We start from the raw sequence: 22,901 nt of genomic DNA, 5'->3' as shown, positions 1-22,901 counted from the left end.
TCTGCCGGCTCAGGCCGGTCTCAGCGCGATGCCGCCCGACCCGATCTCGATGGCGAAACTGACATTCGCCGTTGGCGAAACCGGGCCTTTCGCGCGGAACGCCTTACCGCCCGGATCACGGAAGCCCGCGATGACACCGATGGCGGTGGTCGAGGGGTCGAGTGCGATGGTCTTTGTCGCGCCCGCGCCCGGCGTCAGAACCATCTGCTCGGCCTTCACCAGATCGCCGCCAAGCGCCCCGGCCGGATTCTGCAACGCGAAGAAATCGGCGCTGTCGAAGGCGCCCGTCGCCCTCAGTTGCACGATATGCAGGGTCAGCGGCCGGTCGGCGCCGCCCGGGCCGGGATTCATCCCCGCCGCACCGGTCGCCGAAAGCGTGACCGAGCCCGTCTTGGGTGTGCAGGCCACAAGCGCAAGCGCCGCCGCGCCCGAAAGGAAGTCGCGTCTGTCAATCATCTCCGGTCCTCCTCTTGCCTTCATATGCGTCGCGGAAATCCGCGCCGACCTCGCCCAGAAACCGTTCCTCGGCGGCTTTGGCGATCTCGCGGTAGCGGGCGCGGTAAAGCTGCCAGAGCTGCGCGCCGCGCCCGCCCGACAGCAGCGCCTTCATCAGCCCTTCCGCTTCGGCCTCGTGTTCGAACTCCTCGGGGTCGAACCGGTCGACCATGCGGCGAAGTGCAGCCTGAAGTGCGGCCCAGGTGCGCAACTGGTGATCGGTCAGGTCGCGGAACGCACCCGTGATGGCCTCATCCGGCGGCAGGTAGCCGCGCCCGCGCGGCGTGATGAGGGCGGCGAGCGCGTCCTCGGTCGTGGCAAGGAACTTCAGCGGGTTTACGTCGGCGCTGCCGATCGTGGTCTGGGCAACCCTTGCACTTCCCTTTTCCTTGGCCCGGGCACGCATTAGGTGCATCAGCCCGTCGACAAGCAGCCGGAAGCGCAGGCCCAGCGCCTCCATCTCCTCGGGACTCGCGACCGCCTTCATCTCTGTCGGATCGAGGCCAAGGCCCCGGAAGAAAGCGGCGTGCAGCCCGTCGGCTTCCACCGCTTGCGGGGCGGGTGCCGCCGGTTCGGGTTTCTGCGCTGGTGCAGGCATCGCCTGCGGCGCGGCGGGTTTGTCGAAGAAATCGCCAAATCCGAAATCCGCCGCGTCCGCCTTCGGCTCCACCGGCCGGTCCGCCGGACGCACGGGATCGAGCGTGAAGGGGTCATCGAACTCTGGCGGACGCTTTCGCTCCTCGACCTCGGGAGCGGCGCTTGCGGGGCGGCCGCTGTCGAACGGTTCCGGCAGCGTCTCGGGGCGGGGTGCTCTCGTCGCTGATGCGGCCGGCTGGGCAAAGAAATCGTCGGCGTCGAACCCGTCGGCGCGGGAGGCCACTTTCGCTGCGGGCCGGGCGGTCTCTGCCTTCGCCTCGCCAAGTTCGACCCGGATCACGACGTCGCCGAGCCTCAGTCGCATCCCCGGCTCCAAAGCAGTAGAATTGCCGGGGCCGAGCGGCGTATCCGCCCCGTCGATGAATAGCCCGCCCCGGCTGGCATCGGTCACTTCATAGCTGCCGTCACTCTCCGACACGACGCAGTGGCGGCGCGAGACGAACATGTCCGGGTCGTCGATCTGCCAGTCGCAATCCGCCCCCCGCCCGATCGACAGGTCACCGCCGGGGTGGCGCATTTCGGGCCTGGCCTGCGGATGGGCGGAATGTTCGATGACAAGGCGCAGGGTCATGCCGCTGCCCTCCCACCCGGATCGGCAAAATTCGGCAGGCGCAGATCGCCCGCATCAGCGCGGCAGGTGGGCGAAACCCATGTCGTGCGGCCAAGCTGGCAGGTGCCGAGGCAGGGATCGGGCACATCACCCTTCGCAAGAACGAGGCGCAGATCGAAGTCGATCTCGGTCCCGACCGCGAAGCGGATCGCATGGGCCAGCCGGTCGCGTAACCCGTCATCCTCCAGTAGCCGCCGGTATTGCTGCAGGGTCAGCGGCCCTAACCGAAGCTCCGCCCGCCCCTGCCGCTGGAAACTGCACGCCCCGACGACGGCGCTTTCGCCAAGTGCCGCATGGGCCCGACCAAGCCGGGTCTGAAGTGGCGCCGGTACTTCCAGCCAGTGGCCGACGAATTCGACAAGCGTCACCTTGACCCCGAGCAGATCCGCGAGAAACCCGGTCAGACGCTCCGGCCCGTGGACGCCCTGACCAAGCGCGGTCGCATGGCGCAGTTTCAGGCCGTCGTCACGCCCCGCCATCCCCGGCAGGCCAAGCCCGGCAAGGGCCGCCTGCATCGCCTGCCCGTGCCCCCGCTCGCCATGCTCAACCTGCACTTCCGGCCGCGCATCGCCCCAGGCCCGCCAATAAAGCGCCAGCATCCGGTGCTGCAGCATGTTGCAGAAATCGAGGAAGGTGGTGTCAGCGGTCGCGGTATCTGCCGCCTCGGTGAACCAGCGTTCGGACAGGCGCGTCAGCACCCAGCGGCTGAGATGCAGCGGCATCGCGCCTTCGGGGCCAAGAAGGCCCAGAACCTCGACATCGACCTTTGCGGGCCTTTTGTCATCGCCGGGGCGAAACCCCGCCACGTCCCTCGTCGCCACCGACAGCCGCACCCGCTGGCCAAGCCGCGCCGGTTCCCGCTCCGGCCCGCCGGCACGGCCAAAGCGCAGGCTCCCGGCCTCAAGCCGCCGCAGCAGCTCAAAGAATCCCATGCTTTCGGGCTCAGGCGCCGCCCCCGTCAGATCGGGGCGCGGTTGCCCGGCGACATCGGCCATGTCACCTCCTCCTGTGTTTGCAGGGACCGCATCCGCGTTCGGATGAAGGAATTGATGCCGGCATGGCGGGCAAAAAGCTGATTGAGGAGCGCCGACAGTAACAGCGCCGAAGCCCCCGACAGTACCGATCCATCGACGTGAAGAGTGACCTCCATGCCCTTGCCGAAACAGACGGGGCCCGGAATGCCCAGCCTCTCGATCAGCGGGCGCGAGGTCACGCGGGTGATGGAACGGGCATGGCGCGCCAGTTCGGGATCACCCCGGTCGGCATAAAGGTCAAGCATGGCACGCAGGGGCTCGGCGTCGCGGATTTCCTCGCCCAAAGACAGGTGGTTAAGTGACAGCTGCGCGATCAGCCGCCAGGCCAGATCGTCGAGCGAGGCCTCGCCCTTTCCGGCGGATTTCGGAAGGCTGGCCACCAGCGACCCGCGCGGACGGCGCATCGCGCCGAGCAGTTCAACGCGACCGACGGGATCGCCGCTTTCCAGTGTCAGTTTCGGGCTGTCGTCGAGGATCGGCAGATCGCGGTTGGTGCAAAGCGCGCGGATGTCGAGCCGTCTGACCGCCCGCGACACCCGCGCCCCGGCGGGCCGCGCGACCGAGATGAACAGGTCATCGCCGGTATAGGAGGTGCGCGTCTGGCCCCGCCGGATTTCATCTTCGCCCGCGCGGCGGGGGCGACGCTCGGTCGTATAGACAAGCCCCGAGCCGCGCATCTGATCGGCGGCGTAAAGCTGATGCAGGGCGGCGTCCGGCCCGTCGTCATCGGCATCCTCGACCCGGATCAGCCGGTAGATTTCAAAGTCGCGCGGCCGCGTGCGATCGGCATGAACGACATGTGTCGCCGTGCGGCCGTCGATCTCGACGACGTTGCATTCCTTTTCGAAAAGGTTGACCAGCGGCGTCGCGAAAAGCTTGAAATCGCGCGCAGTGACATCGGCAAGATGCGGGCGCTGCCGGTCCAGCAGAAGCAGAATCTCCAGCCGGTCATCCCCGCAATCGCGGATCGCCGGGTTCAGCCCGCCAAGGCGAAGATAGTAGAACCGCTCTGGCATCAGGAAATATTCCCGCATCAGCCGGTAGCCTTCGAAGGCAGGGCGGACGCGCGGCAAAAGCGCCTCGCCATCGCCGATCCCGACCATTTCGGGGCCCGCCGCGCGGCGGAATACGGCGCCGGACCGCGCGGGCCGGGCAAGAATGCCGGTGCTCGCCCCGAAAACCGCATCGAATATCCCGCCCGCCCGCGCACTGCCCGCAAAACACATGTCGAGCCGATCGAGGCCAAGCTCGGACAGCGATCCCGGCCCCGCCCGCTTCAGCATCAGGCGCAACGCGGCCTCGGCACCGCTGCCCTCCGGCACTCCGGCAGATTTCAGCGCGCCGCGATCGGGCAGATAGTCAACACCATCGAGCGCGACCGGCCAAAGCGTCACGTCCTGCGCGGTCGTATAGGTCGCCCGTGTCGTCAGCCCGTCGCGAAAGGCCGAGGCCATGCGTGTGCCGCGTTTCACGGTATGGCCATCGATCATCGTCTGCACCTGCGGCCCGGGATGCAGCACTGCCGTCGTCATCGCGGGGGCCGGGCCGACGAGATCGGGATAAAGCGCATCAAGAACGTTGCGCACGAACCGCGTGCTTTCCGCATCAACCTTCAGCCGCGTGCGGGCGGCAAGATAAGCGACACCTTCCAAGAGCCGCTCGACATAGGGGTCCGGACAGGGCGCGACATCGACAGACAGATTGCGCGCCACTTCGGGATGCATCGCAGCGAATTCGGTGGCGAGGTCGCGGATATGTCCAAGTTCGGCTTCATAATAAGTTAGGAAGTTCCGATCCATCAGACCTCCCCGAGCGCGGTGATGGCGCTGCCATTGTCGAGATCAATGGTGGTCGAAAGCTTCAGCCGTTCGGGCACCGGCGACATGATCAATACGCCCTCTATATCGATTCGAAGGCCGGTCTTGTCGCCGGTTGCGACCTTGACCCTGATCGTGTCGCGCTTCAGGCGGGGCTCGAAAACCGCGACGATTTCCTTCAGTTCTTTCGCCAGCGCATCGGGATCGAAATCCCGCGCGCGGCGGCCGGAAAATGACGGCACGCCGTAGTTCAGGACAGACCGGCGGACATGCGGGAAATCGGCCAGAAGGTCTTCGGGGTCCTCGGCCCCGCGACGCTCGGCATCGCCCAGAAGGTGACTTGCCTGCCACCGCTCGATATTGAACAAAGCCTCGATATCGCGCCGCACCGCTTCGCGCAGGATCGAGGGCGTTACGACGATCCCGCGTTCCTCTAATGCGGCGCGGCGCTCGATCTGGGTGAGAAAGACATGCGCAAGCCGCCGTTCTTCCTGATCGAGCGAGGCTTCGCGTTCCAGGGCCCGCCGCCCGCCCGCAACGAGGCGGGCCACACGGTCCGCCCCGATCTCTTTTTCCAGTTCTTTCCGCCGCCGGTCGGTTTCGGCGACCAGCCCCGGCAGATCGTCGACCAGCCGGTCCCAAAGGCTCGGCTGCACGGCTTCGCGCCGCGATTGCAGGGGCTGGATCTGGTCGGACACTGGTTACCCTTCCACGGTCAGGGCACTCAGGCCGCCTTACCGGCCACGATGTCGTATTCGACCTCGAATTCATCGCCCGCCGAATGATCGCCGGCCTGCTTGACGTATTTGATGTTGATCGTCTCGCAGGACAGGCAAACCTCTTCCGTGATCATGTCGTCATCGGTTTCCTTCGGGCCGCTGCCATGCATCTGATAACTGCTGACGATCACATCCGTCATTGTGATGACGAGGTAGTCGAGATGCGCGTCGCCGGAATCCTTGCGGACATAGGCGATGATTTCTGGGAAGCTTTTGCCTTGCATGCAGGCCAGTGCCAGAAGCGGCGAAGACGCGTCGTAAAACTTCTCGATCTTAACGTCCGAGATTACCGCGCGGCCGCGCGTCCGGCCTGATCCGGTCGCGGCCGAACTGGTCTGTGCCGCGCCCCAGCCTATTCCGAAAAAGTCGATCTCGTCCTCATGATCGGCGCGTTTGGATTCGCCCTGTATGTCGTCGATCTTCATGTATCCGCTGAATGCCATTTCCTATTCCTTTCAGGTCACAAAGAATGCCGGTGGTGAAAGGAGGGGCGCTGCCGCCCCGCCTCAGGCCCCCTTGACCGAGGGCAGTTCAGAGACGAGCCGCAGGCTCGCGTTAATGCCTTCCAACTGGTAATGCGGACGCAGGTAGAACCGTGCGTTGTAATAGCCGGGGCGCCCTTCGACGCTGTCCACCTGCACCTCTGCCGCGGCCAACGGACGCTTGGCCTTCTGCGCATCGGTCGCCATTGCGGTGTTGGCCAGGACGTAGCGGTTGATCCATTCGCTGAGCCAGACCTGCATGTCGGCGCGTTCCTTGAACGTGCCGATCTTGTCGCGCGCGATGGCCTTCAGATAATGCGCGAACCGGCTGACCGGGAAGAGATAGGGCAGGTTCGCGCTGAGTCTTTCATTGGCCTGTGCGTCCGGATCGACCAGCCGCCCGGCCCGCGCCTCGTCATCCTGCAAGCTGTGCGCGCCGATGAAGGCCGCGACATCGGTGTTCTTGCGGTGCAGGATCGGCATCATGCCAAGCTTGGCCAGTTCCGCCTCGCGCCGGTCGTCGATCGCGATCTCGGTCGGGCATTTCATCGCCACGCTGCCATCATCGGTCGGGAAGGTGTGGACCGGCAGGTTGATCACCGTGCCGCCGGATTCCACACCCCGGATCTGCGTGCCCCAGCCAAAGAGCTTGTGGCTGCGGTTGATGTTCACGCCCATCGCGAAGGCGGCGTTCATCCAGACATAGTGGTCGTGCTTGCCGTCGATCTCTTCCTCTAAGGCGAAACCCTTCACCGGCACCGTTGCCGCGCCATAGGGCAGACGCGCCAGAACGCGGGGCATGGTCAGGCCGATATAGCGGCTGTCCTCGCTTTCACGCAGCGACTGCCAGCTTGCGTAGTCGGGTGACGATACGATCTGTTGCAGGTCCTGCGGGTTCGGCAATTCCTGCCAGCTTTCCATGCGGAAAAGCTGCGGCGCAGCTGCCGCGATGAAGGGCGCATGGGCAGAGGCACAGACACCTGAGAGATTGCGCAAAAGACCTACGTCGCGGGGATGGTGCGAGAACTCGTAAGCGCCCAGCAGGCAGCCATAGGGCTCACCCCCGAACATCGAATATTCCTCGGTGTAGAGCTTCTTGAAGGCCGGGGACTGGTCCCACATCTGACCTTCGAAATCCTCCAGCTGATCGGCAAGCTGATCCTTGGTGATGTTCATCACCCGGATCTTAAGCTTCTGGTCGGTCTCGGTGTTGTTGCAAAGGTAATGCAGCCCGCGCCATGTTCCCTCGATCTGCCGGACCTCGGGGGCGTGCAGGATCTCGTTCATCTGGGTGGACAGCAGGCTGTCGATCCCGGCGATCAGCGACTTGATCGATTTGACCGCATTGCCGGAAATCGTCGCGGTCCCTGCCTTTTCTTTCGCCGCCAGTGCGAGGTTCTGCACCAGCTTCTGCAATTTGGCGCTGTCGTCTTCCTTGACGCGGAAGTCCTTCTCAAGAAGGTCGCTGAATTCCCCCAGATCGAGTGCTTCAGCCTCGGCGACGGCGGTGTCTTTCTTGGTCTCGGCCATGACTTATTCCTCCGCCTTGCCGGATTTCATCGCCTCTTCGGCGACCTGCGCGAGCAGGGGTTCATTGGTCAGTAGCTGGGCAATGCGCTTTTCGGCGTTCACCTTGCCGTCCATGTAGGACAGCAGTTCCTCCAGCTGGCGGCGCATCTTCAGAAGTTCCGAAAGGGCGGGAACCTGTTCGGCGATCTTGTCAGGCGCGAAATCGCCCATCGATTTGAAGCTGAGATCGACGAACATCTCTTCATCCGCATCCGCCCCTTCCCCGGCGGGCAGTTTGTTCGGCACGCGCGCTTTCACGCGGGGGCCGAGCGCTTCCATGAATTTCGGAAAGCGCCCCGCATCGACCTCGACAAAGGTCCGCTCCGCCGGCGGTTTCTGCGCCTCACGCGTTTCCGATGCGCCGGCAAGGTCCGCCATCACGCCCATGACGAAGGGCAGTTCGATCGTCGTCGGGCTGCCGTAATGTTCGACATCATAGGCGATCTGCACCCGCGGCGCGCGATTGCGTTCGATCACCTTGGCTTTGCTCTCGCTCATCTGTCCGCTTCTCCCTTATTTGGATTTCTCATCAAAAACGCCCGCCACATTGCGGAATTCCTTCATTCCGGAGGGCGCGATCTCTTCCATCAGTTCAACGAAGTTCATGGGCACCATCTTGCGCATCCTCTTGGCCAGATGCGGGATGGGCGACGACGGTTCAGTGCGCTCGTAAAATGCGATGATCTGGTCGAGCGCGCGTTCGACATCGCGGCGCGAATTGATCTGGTCCGGCATCGCGGCCTGCGGTGTCGGGGCGGTCTGCGGCGCGCCTACGGTCGCCTGCTCTGCTGGGGCCGGGGTCATCTCGGTCTCTTCGGTTGCATTGTCGTCGTCCTCCTGCGCGGCCGCGACAGTGGTGGCGACGCGGTAAAGAAAGGTCGCGAGGGACTTGAACCCAACGCCCACGCCATTGTCGGCAACCTGCGCGTTCAGCGCCGTTTCAAGCGCGGTCAGCGCATCGCGCGCCGCAGCCACATCATTTGCCAGCGCCTGCAATTCCTCGGGTCGTTCCGCCGCCGTCGCCCGGCAGGCGGTACGCACACGGGCCACCCGTACCTCATGCTCGGCCACCAAAGTTGCGCGCTCTTTATCACCGAGTCCCGAAGGCGCCTCGTTCAGGACCGTGTTGCGGTTGACCATCCCGGCGGCGAGGTCCGCGCCCGAAACCGGCCCGATGCCGCGCGGGGTCATCACGATGTTGAACTGCAGATCGCCCAGAACACCGTTCTCGTCATTCTCGATCTGGTAAAGCGCGTTGATCCGGCGCGTCGCCGCCTCGCGCTTGGTGCCGCCGTCGCGCAAAGCGGGATGCAAGTGATCCCAGTTCTTTTCTACCGTCTCGGCCAGCAGCGTCAGCCCGGCGGCCAGCCCGGCAAAACCCGCCTCATTCGCCGCCGCCCGCGCGACGATCACCAGCAGACGAAGGTCCCGCCCGGTGGCGGCCAGCTCCTCCGCGTCCGCAATAAGACCGTCCCAGTCGAGCGTGACCGCACCGGTCCCGCCGGATGTCAGATCCTCAAGCCTGTAGCGGCGCGACGCGGGCTCCAACAGCCGTTCGATCGCATGAAACCGGGCGTCGTTGCGTAACTCAACCCCAGAGGGATTCGCATTATCCACCGGGGCGAGGAACGCTTCCAGGTCCCTCATATCCCGTACCTTTCAAAACGACTTCAAAAAAACATTCACAAAACTCGTTAGAGTGTTCGCCCCTTTTGACCCTGCGTCAAGGTCCGGAATCCAGTAGTCTGGTGGCCACGGCGGTAATGTTTTCCGGACTTTGAGCCTGAATCGCCGTTAGTGCCTCGGCAAATGACGCGGTGGACTCATCTCTCGGACGCCGGATGTCGAACAGGTTTTCCCGTGACAGGATCGCCACGATCTCACTCTTGCCGAAATCGGTTGGCGCGATCTTCATCGCCATCACGCGCGGGTCGGCCCTGAACTCGTCGATGGAGTGAAGAACCCGGATTCGCCTTATTCCGTCTTCCACGACACCCAGCCGGTGGATCCTTTGTTCCTCGAAGTTTATATTGGGCAAAAGGTTAAAGACCTTGCCGGTATTGTCGACGACGACGACCCACAGCGACCCTTCGGTCAGACTGGCCGGGGCGTGAACCTCGATGATGGGGTTGTCATCGACATGATAGGCACCCGACAGGTTCGCCGCCCCAGTCGCGCCGTCGCCCAGCCAGATCGAGAGCCCGGCCTGCGCCAGGTCGGGCAGCGCCTGCCGGACGGTGCATATGTCGGAATTGAGCTCGGACACCTCCACCCGCACATGACGGTCACCGACCGCGTCGGCCAGACGCGAACGAATTACATCTTTCGTCGCAGATTGCGCCACGGACCCGGTGACGGTGATCGTGTCGCCCAGCGCATAGCTCTCGCCCGCTGCGTTCTGTACGAGCGTACCGCAATCGGCCACCTCTTTCAGCAGCGCGGCGACCTCTGCCACCGGCAGGTCCCTTGGTCCGGCGACGATGGATGTGGCCAAAGCAAACCCCCCGGCGCGCGCCCAGTCCTGTAGCCGGTCCTCCGCCTCCCGCCGGGCAGCGCCATTGGCGGCAAGGCCCGCGACCCGCGCATTCATCCCGGCAACATCGATGCGCCAATCCTCCAGCCCGTCCGACCTTCCCAGAAGATCGGCGACCGAACCGGGCCATGTGTCCGAAGGCACGCCCTGCGCCAGTGTCAGTGCATCGGGTGGCGGCGGCGATCCCGCCCGCGCTGCGAAAGCGTCCACCAGCATCCCCGCGCTTTCGGCGTCGGGCGCGTTGCCGGACAAAGCCACCCCGTCCACGCCCGCGCGGGCCTCGAACCGGAACGGTTCGGCGACGGGCAATTCCGGCGGTCCGATCCAGTCCGCCACCCCGCCAAAATAGGCCCCGGCGCCCAGAAGCAGCAGAACCGGCAGCACCAACCATCCAAGCCGCCCACGTGGCCGGGGCGCCTGCACTTTCGGTGCCGCGCCGCGCCCTTTCGGGTCAAGCAGCGCGTCCAGCCTGCCGACTATCTCATCGGCCGAGGCGGGGCGGCCCGCAAGATCAGGGGCGGACAGCCAGTCGATCAGACCCTTCAACGGCTCCGGCACGCCCAACGTATCCAAGGGTTGCTGCTTGCGCCGCACCATCTCTCCCGGCGTCGCGCCCGCGAACGGGATCGCACCCCGGAACGCTGCCAGCAACAGCGCACCCAGCGCGTAGAAATCCGACCGCTTCTCGGCCCGGCCCTCAACCTGCTCGGGTGCGGCATATTCGTATTTGCCCGCGAAATCGTTGCCGACGATGGTCCGCGCGCCCGCGCCGGTATCCTTGGCGATGCCAAAATCGATGATCACCGCCTGTTCGGCGCTGCCGCCCTTCAGGATCACGTTGTCGGGCGACAGATCCCGATGCACGATCCCGTTCCGGTGCGCCACGCGCAGGCCCAATGCCACCCGGTGTGCGATGATCAGAAGCTCGCGCACCTCCATCCGCCGCGCCGCCATCTCGTCGTTCAGCGACGGCCCGTCGATATAGTCCATGACCAGAAACACATGCCCCTGATCCGAGCGCGAACATTCGGTGTAGCGCACGACCGCATCGTCGCGGATGTCGCGCATCTGCTCCTCGCGCTTCATCAGGTCGACATAGTCGTCATTGCCGGAAAACTGGCTGTTCAGCGCCTTGATCGCCACCGTCCGTCCGGTGATCTGGTTTGTGGCGCGATAGACCTCACCCGTGCCGCCGCGACCAAGGACGCCCTCGATCTCGTAAGTGTTGTTCAGAACCTGTCCCCGGCTGAAAATATCGCCGGGCATCGCATCAATCATCATACGCCCCTGAATGACCGCGAGGCTGCGGTATGTGTAAAATGGTCGCTTAAAGCGCGATTCCAGCATAAACTGCCTGAGGGTCAGCGTACCTATATTTTTTCAGTTCGACCAAGTCAGATCATACATTTAACCAATTGGGGGCAAGGATTATGGCCCAACGCGGTTCGCCCGAGACGATCAAGCGCAAGGAGCTTGTGGGCAAACTCAACCCTTTGTGCCTGAAGGCTTTTTCTGCCGCGGCGCAGACGGCCAAGACGCGCGGAAATCCCTATGTGGAGCTTGTCCATTTCGTCGCTGAACTGGCGCGGTCGGCACGATCGGATTTCGAGATTCTCCTGCAATCGGCGGACGTTGATGAGGCGCGGCTGGAAGGCGACATCGCCCGCGCCATCGACGCGCTGCCCCATGGCGCGGGTTCGGTCGAGGAGTTTTCCGACCACATCTTCCGCGCCATTCAGGACGCGTGGACCTTCGGATCGCTTGAATTCGGCGACGATACGGTGCGATCGGCCTACCTTCTCTTGGGCGCGCTGAAGACACCGGTTCTGGAGGGGCTGCTTTTCAAGATCAGTCTTGAGTTCGACAAGATCGACCCGGATGCGATGGCGGGGCAGTTGTCGGACCTGCTGGCCGCATCCATCGAGGCAACCGCCGCACCCGCAAAGGACGACAAGCCCAAGGCGCGACCCGGCGGGCAATCAGCGTTGGATCAATATGCCACGAACCTGACCGAACGCGCCAAGGCGGGCGAGATCGACCCGGTCGTCGGACGCGACATGGAGATCCGTCAGATCATCGACATCCTGATGCGGCGGCGTCAGAACAACCCGATCCTGACGGGCGAGGCCGGGGTGGGCAAGACCGCCGTGGTCGAAGGCTTCGCACTGAGGCTTGCGCGGGGCGACGTGCCGCCGCAGTTGCGCGCGGTCGAGTTGCATATGCTCGATGTCGGACTGATGCAGGCGGGCGCGTCGGTGAAGGGCGAATTCGAGAAGCGGCTGAAGACCGTGATCGATGAGGTTCAGTCCTCCGACAAGCCCATCATCCTTTTCATCGACGAGGCGCATACCCTGATCGGCGCGGGCGGGGCCGCGGGCACGGGCGATGCCGCGAACCTTCTGAAACCGGCCTTAGCGCGCGGCGAACTCAGGACCGTCGCCGCGACCACATGGGCCGAATACAAAGAGCATATCGAGAAGGACCCCGCACTCACCCGCCGTTTTCAGGTGGTGAAGGTCGAAGAACCCTCAGAAGAGGCCGCGATCCGCATGTGCCGGGGTGTCGCCGCGGTTCTGGAAAAGCACCACAAGGTCGAAATTCTCGACGAGGCCATCGAGGCGGCGGTGACGCTGTCGCACCGCTACATCCCAGCGCGGCAACTGCCCGACAAGGCGATCAGCCTGCTCGATACGTCCTGCGCCCGTGTCGCCGTCAGCCAGCATGCGACACCAGCCGAGGTGGAGGATATAGAGCGCCGCAAGCAGGCGCTGGAGATCGAGGCGGGCATCATCGAACGCGAGGAGGCTATCGGCATCGACACCGGCGAACGCCGGGCCGAGGTGGACGCGGCGCTCGCCGATACGGAAACGGAACTTGCCGCCGCGACCGAAAGGTGGGAGGCGGAGAAGGCGCTGGTCGACGCGATCCTCGACCTGCGCGGCCAGCTTCGCCGGTCGGGTGTGGAACTGGACGAAACCGGCACCAGCGGCGACCTGCCACCCGATGAACCGCCGGGGGAAGGGGCCGAGGAGGAGGTCGACGAGGCGCCGCCCGCCGCCCTCAGCCCGGAAGAGCGTGACAGGACCCTGACCGATCTGCGCGCGAAGATGGCAGAACTGACCGAGGCACAGGGCGAACGCCCGCTCATCCTTCCGTCCGTCGACCGCAATGCGGTCGCGTCGGTCGTGCAGGACTGGACCGGCATCCCGATGGGGCGGATGCTGGCCAGCCAGACCGAACGGGCGCTGGCACTTGCCGGTATCCTCTCGAGCCGCGTCGTTGGGCAGGACCACGCGATGGAGATGATCGCGAACCGCATCCAGACCTCCTATGCCGGTCTCGGCGCGCCGGAAAAACCCATCGGTGTTTTTATGCTCTGTGGCCCTTCCGGCGTCGGCAAGACCGAAACCGCCCTGGCCTTGGCCGAGGCGCTTTACGGCGGCGAGCAGAACCTCATCTCGATCAATATGAGCGAGTTTCAGGAGGCGCATACGGTGTCTACCCTGAAGGGCGCGCCGCCGGGTTACGTAGGCTACGGTAAGGGCGGCATCCTGACCGAAGCGGTGCGCCGCAGGCCCTATTCTGTGATCCTGCTCGACGAGGTCGAAAAGGCGCATCCCGACGTGCACGAGATTTTCTTTCAGGTCTTCGACAAGGGCATGATGGACGACAGCGAGGGCCGCAGGATCGATTTCAAGAATACGCTGATCCTCCTGACCTCGAATGTCGGCACCGACGAAATCATGGCGATGACCGAAGTGGGAAAGACGAAGGCTGACCTCGACGACCTGACCGCATCGCTTCGCGCGCCGCTCCTGAAAACCTTCCCGGCCGCTTTGCTCGGCCGTGTCGTCACGATCCCCTACTATCCGCTGTCGGATGAGATGATCGAAGCCATCGCGGGCCACAAGCTGAAGGCAATCGCACGCCGCCTGATCGAAGGACATGATGCGGAACTTGTGATTGGCGGCGGGCTGATGGACCTGATCAGGGCGCGCTGCACCGAAATCGAAAGCGGCGGGCGGATGATCGACGCGATCCTGACCAACACGCTGCTGCCGGACCTCAGCCGCCAGGTGCTCAACCGCAAGCTGGAGGGCAAGGCCCTGACCCGCGTCACCGTCACTGGCGGCGCGGACGGGTTCGGCTATGAATTCGACTGAACGCGCTCAGTTCAGGTTCACTGATCCGCCCCGGATGCGGTTCGACCCGGTGGCGTGGCTGACCAGATGGGTGCCCCGGATCGTGACATGGCCGTCCTTTTCAAGGATGAGGGAAGCCTTCCCGACCCTCAGCTCGATCCGCTCCTTCGCCGTCAGCTTCACCGTCTCGCCATCGCGGATCACAGTCGTGGCGTCGCTTCGCACCGGCTCTACGATCCGGCCAACGATCAGCGGACGGTCGCGCCGCCCATCCTCGAAGAGAAGCGCCATCTCAGCGCCGATATCGGCCTCAGACAAATGGCGCAGGCTGCGGGCCCGAATGGCGTGATCCGAAGCGTTACCGGGAAAGACCACCAGCGGCGCGCCTTTCTCGAAGCCGAGCAGCAGCCCGATCACGACTCCGTCGATTTCCTTCGTCACACTCATGGCAAGACCCTCGGCTGACGGGCCCTCATCCTCTCACGAAGCGGGACCCGCGGCAACCTTGGGATGAAATGCCGTTACTCCAGAACCGACAGCAGGTTGGCGTAGTCGTCGGTCCAGATGCGTCCGCCATCGGACATCAGCGGCACCCAGCGGGCATCGTCCGCGATCGCGCCAAGGGCTGCCTCGCTCCGGCTCAGCATAACGACGCGTGATGGGATGTCGCCCGGGTCCTGCTTGGGATTGCCGGGATATTCCTGAATGCGCGCGACAAGACCCAATGCCTCGGCGCTGCGCGCCAATGGCCGCTGGATCGCGTAATAGCGGTTCGAGATGTGGTAGAGCAGCACGCCATCCGGGGCCAGCCGGTCGAGATAAACCTGCATCGCTTCATGCGTCGTCAGGTGGATCGGCACCGCGTCCGAGCCATAGGCGTCGATCACCAGAATGTCGTATTGCAATCCGTCCTGCCGCGCCAGAACCATCCGCGCATCGCCGAAATTGGTCGGCGTGTCCCCGGCGCAGTTCGACATGAAGGTGAAATAGGCGGGGTTGCGCGCAATATCGTCCACAAGGTGGTCGATTTCGTAAAACTGCCATTCCTGCCCGGGCTGCCGATAGCAGGCAAGCGAACCGACGCCCAAACCGACAACACCGATCTTGCGAGCCGCATCGCCAATGTCCGAGGTCAGAACCTGCGCCATCGGGGCATTTTCGTGGTAGTAGAACAGCGGATCTGGCCGCATGTCGCCGTATTGCGAAAGGCGCTGCACCCCGTGGATCGTCGTACCGTTGGTATATTGGCGCATGGTTCCGAATTCATTGACACCATGGGTGCCAAAGAAGCTGCGCCCTTGGAAAAGCGCCCCGTCGGGAACGGCATAGGTGCCGGTCCCGGCAATGATCAGGGCAGCGATCGCGGCAGACGACATGGACCGGCGCAGGGCAAGCGCTGCGACTGCGGCCGATGCATAGACGACGGCCTTCAGCAGTGGGCGGTTGTCGATGCCCATAACCAAAAGGGCGATCATGAGCGGGACGACCCCCGCCAGGCCGACAAGAATGCCGGTGCGGGCGGTCGTCCAGGTCGGCCGCATGGCGGCGCTCAGGATCAGGGTTGTTGCCACCAGCGTCGTCACACCGCCTTCGGCAAGACTGTCGAACGCCACCGGTGCAACGATCGAGTTGAAGAGCCCGCCCAAGGCCCCGCCGACCGACATGACAACGTAAAAGAGTGTCAGGTGCGCGCCTGCGGGGCGGCTTTCATACAATCTGCGATGGGCGAATACGGCGACGACGAAGAAGGCGACGACCAGCCCGGCAATGCCATAAAAATTCGTATGGGGCCCGGTGATGCCGGAAAAGACCGCTCCGAGCCAGCCAAGAGCAATGAGGTAGGCCCAGCGCAGGCCACCGGTCGTGGTGTAGTTCCGGCGGCTGAAGGTCAGGACGAAGCTCAGCAGGTACAGCGACAGCGGAACCACCCAGATCAGCGGAATCGCGCCAAGATCGGTACTGATCTTCGTGGTCACGGCCAGCATCATCGACGAAGGCACGAAGGCCAGAAGCAGCCAATGGCCGATCTGCGTCAGTGGAACCGGCGCTTCGTCACTCGCGGCGGCCAGCACGGGTCGGGCCTCGGATCCGCCGCGGGCAGCACAAAGTCCACTCACGAGCAGGAAGCCACCCAAGGCAAGGAATCCGATCGCCCAGCCCTGCCCGATGCGCGTTGCGCCGAACAGCGGTTCAGCAACAAGCGGAAAGGCGAGCAAGGCCGCCAGCGAACCGAGGTTACTGGCGCCATAAAGAAAATAGGGGTCATCGGCAGATGGTCCGTCACTGCGCGCATACCAAGCCTGGATCAATGGCGCATTGGCCGAAAGGACACCAAAGGGAACGCCCACACCGACACCGAACAGGACCAATGTCTGCCAGGCAACCGAGGTTTCAGCATCATAGGTCCAGCCTTCGGGTATCGACAGCGGCAGGAACCACAGCGCAAGGGCCCAAAGCGCGAGATGCAGCGCGACTTGCGCGCGCGTTCCCAGATACCGCGTACTCAGATGCGAATAGAGGTAACCGCCGATCAGCACGCTCTGGAAGAACAGCATTGCTGTCGTCCAGACCGCAGGCGCACCGCCGATCTGCGGCAGGACAACCTTGGCAAAGAGCGGCTGAACGAAAAACAGCAACGAAGCCGAAAGAAATATCGTGGCCGTAAAAACCACCGGCACGAACATACCCGTGCTCCGGACTTCTCTAATGTCAGTACTATGCATTCGCGGCGCCCCATTGTCTCGGTAACGGGGACAAAAGCCGCCAATCTTGCTTACAATGAGGCAGAAAGACGGTCGGTTCGGGAAATCGGGCGCATAATGATCCAAAACCACAGTTCTTTGGGCCAGCGCCCTGCAAGGCGAGCGGTTGGAAAAACCTTTAGCGAAACGGGAAGGAATAGGAGAGTCTGCTGCAGATTGCCGGAACCTTTGAGCGTTTCCAGCACGGATTCCCTAGTGAATTGTGTGTGGAGTTCGGGTCCGGTATTCGGATCAGCGCCCTAAAGTTACCTACCCGACCATCCTTGACCCAAGTCGTCACGTCGACCCGAGGGAACCTTCATATGGCCAAAGCAAAAGGGACCACCGGGAAACCGGCGGCCCCTTCTTGCATTCCTGACCGCAACTTCAGCCCTGACGGGCTTTGAAGCGGCGCTGCGTCTTGTTGATCACATAGACGCGGCCTTTACGGCGCACGATCTGACAGTCGCGATGGCGCAACTTCAGCGAGCGGAGCGAGTTCTTGACCTTCATCGGTCTTCTCCTATTCGCGGCGCGCGTCGCGCCTGTTGAAACTCAAATGCCCCCGAATCGGGGGCGGATGGTGGGCGGTACTGGGATCGAACCAGTGGCCACTACGATGTCAACGTAGTGCTCTACCGCTGAGCTAACCGCCCGTTCCGTCAACGATTCCGCTGCGCTGACCCCATTGGGTGCGCGGTCGCAACCGCTTCGGTCCCGGGTCTATAAAAGGAGTCGTTGCGGCTTTCAAGGGGTTTCAGTGCGTGGAAATTTGTCGCTATAGTTAGCGCATTCGCAAGGAGCGGCCATGACCCGTTCGCCGTATGATTTGACCATGCCCAAAAGGCGCTTGACCGGCGTCGTGTTTGCCTCGCCGCATTCAGGCCGCGACTATCCGGCGGGTTTTCTCGAAACATCGATACTCGACGAACATTCCATCCGATCGTCCGAGGACGCCTTCATCGATCAACTTCTCGACGGCGTGACGTCGTTCGGGGCGCCACTGCTTACGGCCCGTGCGCCGAGGGCCTATGTCGATGTCAACCGCGCGGCGGACGAGATGGACCCGGCATTGTTCGAAGGGGTGCGGATTGCGGTTCACAATCCGCGCGTTGCCTCGGGCCTTGGCGTCATTCCGCGCGTCGTGGCGGGTGGGCGCGCGATTTATCGCGGCAAGCTGCCTATGTCCGAGGCCGCCACCCGGATCGAACAGGTCTGGCATCCCTATCACGACTGCCTGCGCCGTCTGCTCGACGACGCCCGTGCGTCCTTTGGTCAGTCGATTCTGATCGATTTGCATTCGATGCCGCATGAAGCGATGGATTCCATCGCATCTTCGGGCGTAAAGCGACCCGAAATCGTGCTTGGAGACCGGTTCGGTTCGGCGGCGGCACCCGAAATCGTAGACCGGATCGAGGCGGCCTTTGAAGCGGCAGGTTTCCGCACGCAGCGTAATGCACCCTTTGCCGGGGCCTATATCACCCAGACCTATGGCCGCCCCTCGCGCGGGATGCATGCAGTGCAGATCGAGATGGACCGCTCCCTCTACATGAACGAACGCGAAATCCGGCCGAACGGCAACTTTCTTGGCTTCAAGCGGATCCTGACCGGAATTCTGGCCGAGATCGCCGAGATCGGTCGCGGCAAACCGTCCACGATTCCGCTGGCGGCGGAATGATCACCTGAGCGACCGGCCCTTAACGATTGCGTCAGGGCCGAACCTTGCCCGGATCGCATCGGTGGCACGTTCCGCACCCGCCCTTTTCGCTGCCTGAGGGTCGAGCAGGTCGGGCGTCAGATCCGCCTCACCCGCAGACACGATATCCGACAGGCCGACACCGATCAGCCGGTAGGCGTCCCGCCCCTTGACCTGCGCCAGAAGGTCGGCCGCCTCGCGGTAGAGCCGGTCGGCGATCTGGGTCGGCTCGCGCAAAGTATGGCGACGCGTGATCGTGGTGAAATCGGCGCGCTTCAGCTTCAGAGTCACGGTCCGCCCCGCCAGCCCCTTGGCCTTGGTCCGGTCGGCGACCTTCTCGGCCAGTCGCCAGATGTGACCATCGAGAAGATCACGGTCGGCGATATCCTCATCGAACGTGGTTTCGGCCGAGATCGACTTCATCGGCTCATGCGGATTGACGCGCCGATAATCCTCGCCCCGCGCGAGATACCAGAGCCGGTCGCCGATCTGGCCAAAGCGGTGGTGCAGGTCCTTGCGGTCCCATCGGGCGAGATCGTCGAAGGTCCGGATACCCGCCGCGTTCAGATGCTCCTGGGTCGCCGCTCCGACCCCCCAGATCATCCTGACCGGCTTGCCCTTCAGGAACGCCGCAGTATCGCCCTTGCCGATGATCGAAAAGCCGCGCGGCTTGTCGAGGTCCGAGGCGATCTTGGCGAGGAACTTGTTATGGGACAGGCCGACGGAGCCGGTCAGCCCCAGTTCCAACTCCATCCGTTTCAGAAGGCGGCACAGGAGGACCGCAGGAGGCGCCTTGTGCAGCCGCTCGGTGCTGGTCAGGTCGAGGAACGCCTCATCCAGCGACAGGGGCTCGATGACCGGCGTCAGTTCATCCATCAGCGCGCGGATCTGACGCGAAACGGCGGCGTAGTGACTGCCGCGCGGCTTGACCACGACCGCTTCGGGGCAAAGCTTCAGCGCCTGAAACATCGGCATAGCCGACCGCACGCCCTTGATCCGGGCGAGGTAGCAGCAGGTGGAGACGACCCCCCGCTTGCCGCCGCCGACGATGACCGGCGTGTCACGCAGTTCAGGCGTATCGCGCTTTTCAACGCTCGCGTAAAAAGCGTCGCAATCCATATGCGCTATGGAAAGCGAGAAAAGTTCAGGATGCGAGAGGACGCGCGGCGACCGGCAGACCGGGCAGCGCGTGCCGGTCTCGAACATGTGCAGGCAGTCGCGGCAAAGGGCTTGCATGATCGCGCGATTATGCCCCAGTCGCGTGCTGGGTTGAACAGGCCTTCACATCACTCCGGCTGAAAGAAAGTCCTCCAACCGTTTCCGCAGATATGGAACGGCACGGTCGTGGGCTACGAATATTCCGATCTCCATCATTTGCCATCCCTGCCCCTCGTCGCCGAAAACGACCCCATCGAGCTCGTCGGGTGCGATCCGGCCCCCGAAAAACGCGGCGCGGCCTCCGGGCACGTGTTCCGACGCATAGTCGCGCCGCCAGAGGAGCCGGGACTTCGGCAAGACCAGCCCGAATTCTTCGTGCAACTCACGCAACACGCAATCTTCGGGGCTTTCCGATCCTTCACGCCCGCCTCCGGGCAGATCCCAGAACCCGGGAAAGGGCAGCCCTTCCCGGTCATCCCTGAGACAGGTCAGCACCCGTCCGGCCCCGATCAGCGCGAGCTTCGCGCCGACGAAGCCGGGGTCAGTCGTCATTGATATCGCGGTCCCAGACCTTCACCTGACCGTGGCGGACGCCCACGACCTTGCGCAAAACCAGCCAGGCCACCAGCGAGGCGACGGCGAAGACCAGCACGGTCGATGCCAGCGTCGCCCCCAGAAGCCCGGTCCAGATCAAAAGCCCGGTCAGACCGGCGCCAATGGCAAAGCCAAGCAGGATGAACCCCGGCACCACGACCTCAAGAATGCCAAGAACGGCCCCCGCGATCATCCAGACCCACCATTGCTGCCAGAGCATCACGACCGTCCCTTCAGCATCTTGAACGCGTCGCCGAAGGCCTCAAGTGCGTTGGCTGGTACGATGACGGTCTGCTTGCCCGCGCCCTGCCCCACTGCCGTCAAAGCCTCCACCTGTTTCAGCGCGACCTGATATTGTGCAGCCTCGATCCCGTTCTCCTTGATCGCCACGGCGACAACCTGAGTTGCATAGGCTTCGGCCTCGGCCGATATGCGGCGCGCCTTGGCCTTCTGTTCGGCAGCATAAAGATCGCCGTCGGCGGCAAGCTCAACCGCGCGCTTCTTGCCCTCGGCCTCTGTGACCTGAGCCCGCCGGGCCCGTTCCGCGTTAAGCTGCTGCAGCATTGCTGCGCGGGTCGCCTCATCAAGGTTAACGTCCAGAACCTCAGCCCGCGTCACCTCGATCCCCCAATCATCGACCATCGCCGCGACCTGTTCGCGGACCTTGGCGATCAGGTCGGCGCGGTTCGACTGGACCTGATCCAGTTCCATCTTACCGATTTCGGACCGGACGATGCCGGCGACCGTCGTGGCAATGGCGCCATCAACATCGCGGATACGGTAGACGGTCTTTTCCGGCTCGGTGATGCGGTAGAAGACGGATGTTTCGACCTTCACCAGCACGTTGTCGGTCGTGATCGCATCCTGAAGCGCGTTCGGAAGCTGGCGTTCAAGAATGGAAATCTTGTGCGCCACGCGATCGAGGAACGGCACGATGAAGTTGATCCCCGGTCCCAGAACGGCACGCAGCCGCCCGAACCTTTCCACCACATGCTTTTCCGACTGCGGCACGATCCGCACGCCGAGCATGACGCAGATTATGATGAAAACCGCAATCGCGATCAGCACGCCATTGCCGCCGATCACCTCACCCAATACCTGATCAAAATTCATTTTGGTCTCCCGGACAACATCCTCACGCAGGCGTGACTATGCCCTCAGGTCCAGTCAGTGAAAAGCCCCTGAGACAGACCCCCCGATACTTCCGATTCTTGAGATGTGCATCTATGGCGTGAGGGGCCGCCTTTTCGTCAGCCGTGCACCGGGATTAGGTATGCTGCGCCTGCAAGAGTTTCTGGCCTATCGTTATGGGGATTCACAGGCGGCAACACTATCATCGCCATCAGATCGCGAACAATGACGCTTCATTTTGCATCATTGTTCTATATTAGCAGCCAATCCGTGAAGTCACCCGAAATATGCAACTTTAGGTTGCAATATCTGACGACCAAGCGTAGCCTTGGTTTTGCAAGCAGCAACTGACTGCCGGTCATCGGCACCCACCCAGCCACCACCACCCACCTTCGCTCCCTAGAGCGCTGACCGGCAGTCAGCCTTGCACCCCCCAAAGATCACCGGATGAAGCGTTCGACATCTGTACGATGATCGCATGTCATGTGCTCTCGCGCCGGACAGGCATGGCGCGGAAGCTGGGCAGCACCAGCGGCGCCATCGTCGTCGCCAGATAGAGGGTGGCGTCGTGGCGCGCACGCCACCAACGCTCGCGCTGGGTCCCGAGCTCGTCCACCGCCTCGATGAAGCCATAGGAGGCGAGTTGGCGCAGATGGTAACTGGTAGCGCCTGAATTGAGGTCCATACGCTCGGCGAGGCCGGTGGCAGTTGCGGGACCGCCAACACGCAGGAGCCCAAGCATGCGCAGACGGTCCGGATGCACCAAAGCCTTGAGCGCAGTGGTGTTGGGGACGATTTCGGCAATATCGCGGGGCGGGTCTCACGTTTTCGGAATGTCGCAATTGCAAAATTACAAAGAAAAGATTGCAAATTATTCTTAGCAGTTAAGTTGAGCTTAGCGGATCTGTTTTGCAGCCGGTTCAGAGCGCCGTCGCGGTGCTACCCTCTTGCGAACGCCCGCCTCTTTCACGATAAGGAAACGGACCAAGACGGAGACAGCCCATGCGCGCGCGCATCTATCAGCCGGCCCGCAATGCCATGCAGTCCGGCACCGCAAAGACCCGGCAGTGGATTTTGGACTTCGCTCCGGCCGAAGCTCGTGAGGTCGATCCGCTGATGGGCTGGACCGGATCAGGCGACACTCAGGCGCAGGTCAGGCTGAGATTCGACAGTCGCGAGGCTGCTGAGGAATATGCCAGATCCAACGGCATCGACTATGCTGTAACCGAGCCTCATAAACGCAAGCCGAACATCCGCCCCCGAGGCTACGGCGAGAATTTCGCCACGGACCGCAAGGGCGCTTGGACTCACTGACATCTATTCATCGGGGCAAAGTTATCTCGGAATCGGGCAAAGATCCCGCGAAGAGTATAACCCCTGTTCGAGTTGTCACCGTATCGGCTTGAGTGCGCACCACAATCTACATCTTGTGTGCTGTCCGATTGGCGCCCATGTCTACGCAT

The 22,901-nt window shown here is 63.2% G+C and carries 21 protein-coding genes and 1 tRNA gene; 3 read left to right on the top strand and 19 right to left on the bottom strand.

What is annotated here, in order from left to right; genetic code table 11:
- Positions 1-9 precede the first annotated feature (9 nt).
- The 10 genes from tssJ to QKW60_RS15025 form a co-directional block, all read right to left on the bottom strand.
- Complete coding sequence (gene tssJ, locus QKW60_RS15070) at positions 10-456, bottom strand: type VI secretion system lipoprotein TssJ (RefSeq protein WP_282369875.1); 447 nt, start codon at positions 454-456, stop codon at positions 10-12.
- Positions 449-1,723: a type VI secretion system-associated FHA domain protein TagH gene (tagH, locus tag QKW60_RS15065; protein WP_282369873.1), complete on the bottom strand. Its 1,275-nt coding sequence runs from the start codon at positions 1,721-1,723 to the stop codon at positions 449-451. The genes tssJ and tagH overlap by 8 nt, the downstream gene beginning before the upstream one ends.
- Positions 1,720-2,757, bottom strand: a complete 1,038-nt coding sequence (gene tssG, locus QKW60_RS15060; protein WP_282369872.1) for a type VI secretion system baseplate subunit TssG — start codon at positions 2,755-2,757, stop codon at positions 1,720-1,722. Before tssG ends, tagH begins: the two co-directional genes overlap by 4 nt.
- Complete coding sequence (tssF, locus tag QKW60_RS15055; protein ID WP_282369870.1) at positions 2,721-4,595, bottom strand: type VI secretion system baseplate subunit TssF; 1,875 nt, start codon at positions 4,593-4,595, stop codon at positions 2,721-2,723. Before tssF ends, tssG begins: the two co-directional genes overlap by 37 nt.
- Positions 4,595-5,311, bottom strand: a complete 717-nt coding sequence (locus tag QKW60_RS15050) for a type VI secretion system baseplate subunit TssE (RefSeq protein WP_282369868.1) — start codon at positions 5,309-5,311, stop codon at positions 4,595-4,597. The genes tssF and QKW60_RS15050 overlap by 1 nt, the downstream gene beginning before the upstream one ends.
- 26 nt (positions 5,312-5,337) lie before the next feature.
- Entirely contained in the window at positions 5,338-5,835 is a 498-nt protein-coding gene (locus QKW60_RS15045) for an Hcp family type VI secretion system effector (protein ID WP_282369866.1), read from the bottom strand.
- Positions 5,836-5,898: 63 nt separating this feature from the next.
- Complete coding sequence (tssC, locus tag QKW60_RS15040) at positions 5,899-7,404, bottom strand: type VI secretion system contractile sheath large subunit (RefSeq protein WP_282369864.1); 1,506 nt, start codon at positions 7,402-7,404, stop codon at positions 5,899-5,901.
- Positions 7,405-7,407: 3 nt separating this feature from the next.
- Positions 7,408-7,941 (bottom strand): type VI secretion system contractile sheath small subunit, encoded by a 534-nt coding sequence (gene tssB, locus QKW60_RS15035; RefSeq protein ID WP_282369862.1) that lies wholly within the window; start codon positions 7,939-7,941, stop codon positions 7,408-7,410.
- Between the two features lie 15 nt (positions 7,942-7,956).
- Positions 7,957-9,090 (bottom strand): type VI secretion system protein TssA, encoded by a 1,134-nt coding sequence (gene tssA, locus QKW60_RS15030; RefSeq protein ID WP_282369860.1) that lies wholly within the window; start codon positions 9,088-9,090, stop codon positions 7,957-7,959.
- A 76-nt stretch (positions 9,091-9,166) separates the two neighbouring features.
- Positions 9,167-11,254 carry a serine/threonine protein kinase gene (locus QKW60_RS15025; RefSeq protein WP_282369859.1) on the bottom strand — a complete coding sequence of 696 codons (2,088 nt, stop codon included), beginning with the start codon at positions 11,252-11,254 and terminating at the stop codon, positions 9,167-9,169.
- A gap of 152 nt (positions 11,255-11,406) precedes the next feature.
- Between QKW60_RS15025 and tssH the strand changes: the two genes are divergently transcribed.
- Positions 11,407-14,139, top strand: coding sequence for a type VI secretion system ATPase TssH (gene tssH, locus QKW60_RS15020; protein WP_282369858.1), 2,733 nt, complete (start codon positions 11,407-11,409; stop codon positions 14,137-14,139).
- A gap of 6 nt (positions 14,140-14,145) precedes the next feature.
- On the opposite strand, the gene QKW60_RS15015 is transcribed toward tssH, so the two are convergent.
- From QKW60_RS15015 to QKW60_RS15000, 4 genes are all read right to left on the bottom strand, one after another.
- A complete protein-coding gene (locus QKW60_RS15015) occupies positions 14,146-14,565 on the bottom strand; it encodes a DUF6484 domain-containing protein (protein WP_282369857.1) in 420 nt (139 codons plus the stop codon).
- Positions 14,566-14,639: 74 nt separating this feature from the next.
- Positions 14,640-16,802, bottom strand: a complete 2,163-nt coding sequence (locus QKW60_RS15010; RefSeq protein WP_282369856.1) for a spermidine synthase — start codon at positions 16,800-16,802, stop codon at positions 14,640-14,642.
- 444 nt (positions 16,803-17,246) lie between these two features.
- Positions 17,247-17,372: a type B 50S ribosomal protein L36 gene (ykgO, locus tag QKW60_RS15005; protein WP_263739877.1), complete on the bottom strand. Its 126-nt coding sequence runs from the start codon at positions 17,370-17,372 to the stop codon at positions 17,247-17,249.
- A gap of 68 nt (positions 17,373-17,440) precedes the next feature.
- Positions 17,441-17,515: transfer RNA gene (locus tag QKW60_RS15000), tRNA-Val, on the bottom strand.
- A 152-nt stretch (positions 17,516-17,667) separates the two neighbouring features.
- Between QKW60_RS15000 and QKW60_RS14995 the strand changes: the two genes are divergently transcribed.
- Positions 17,668-18,537 carry an N-formylglutamate amidohydrolase gene (locus QKW60_RS14995; RefSeq protein WP_282369855.1) on the top strand — a complete coding sequence of 290 codons (870 nt, stop codon included), beginning with the start codon at positions 17,668-17,670 and terminating at the stop codon, positions 18,535-18,537.
- Here QKW60_RS14995 and QKW60_RS14990 read toward each other — a convergent pair whose 3' ends face one another.
- The 5 genes from QKW60_RS14990 to QKW60_RS14970 form a co-directional block, all read right to left on the bottom strand.
- Positions 18,538-19,791: a DNA polymerase IV gene (locus QKW60_RS14990; protein WP_282369854.1), complete on the bottom strand. Its 1,254-nt coding sequence runs from the start codon at positions 19,789-19,791 to the stop codon at positions 18,538-18,540.
- Between the two features lie 45 nt (positions 19,792-19,836).
- Positions 19,837-20,265 (bottom strand): NUDIX hydrolase, encoded by a 429-nt coding sequence (locus tag QKW60_RS14985; protein WP_282369853.1) that lies wholly within the window; start codon positions 20,263-20,265, stop codon positions 19,837-19,839.
- Positions 20,255-20,527 (bottom strand): NfeD family protein, encoded by a 273-nt coding sequence (locus QKW60_RS14980; RefSeq protein WP_282369852.1) that lies wholly within the window; start codon positions 20,525-20,527, stop codon positions 20,255-20,257. Before QKW60_RS14980 ends, QKW60_RS14985 begins: the two co-directional genes overlap by 11 nt.
- Complete coding sequence (locus QKW60_RS14975) at positions 20,527-21,420, bottom strand: SPFH domain-containing protein (RefSeq protein WP_282369851.1); 894 nt, start codon at positions 21,418-21,420, stop codon at positions 20,527-20,529. Before QKW60_RS14975 ends, QKW60_RS14980 begins: the two co-directional genes overlap by 1 nt.
- Before the next feature lie 499 nt (positions 21,421-21,919).
- Positions 21,920-22,201 (bottom strand): helix-turn-helix domain-containing protein, encoded by a 282-nt coding sequence (locus QKW60_RS14970; protein ID WP_336619167.1) that lies wholly within the window; start codon positions 22,199-22,201, stop codon positions 21,920-21,922.
- A gap of 239 nt (positions 22,202-22,440) precedes the next feature.
- Here QKW60_RS14970 and QKW60_RS14965 point away from each other — a divergent pair, with 239 nt between their 5' ends.
- Positions 22,441-22,752 carry an ETC complex I subunit gene (locus tag QKW60_RS14965; RefSeq protein ID WP_282369850.1) on the top strand — a complete coding sequence of 104 codons (312 nt, stop codon included), beginning with the start codon at positions 22,441-22,443 and terminating at the stop codon, positions 22,750-22,752.
- The last annotated feature ends 149 nt before the right edge of the window (positions 22,753-22,901 follow it).

The sequence above is a fragment of the Albidovulum aestuarii genome (assembly GCF_029961185.1).
Taxonomy (GTDB): Bacteria; Pseudomonadota; Alphaproteobacteria; order Rhodobacterales; family Rhodobacteraceae; genus Albidovulum; species Albidovulum aestuarii.
The sequence above is the reverse complement of the archived record's forward strand: the minus strand, read 5'-3'. Positions and strand labels throughout refer to the sequence as shown.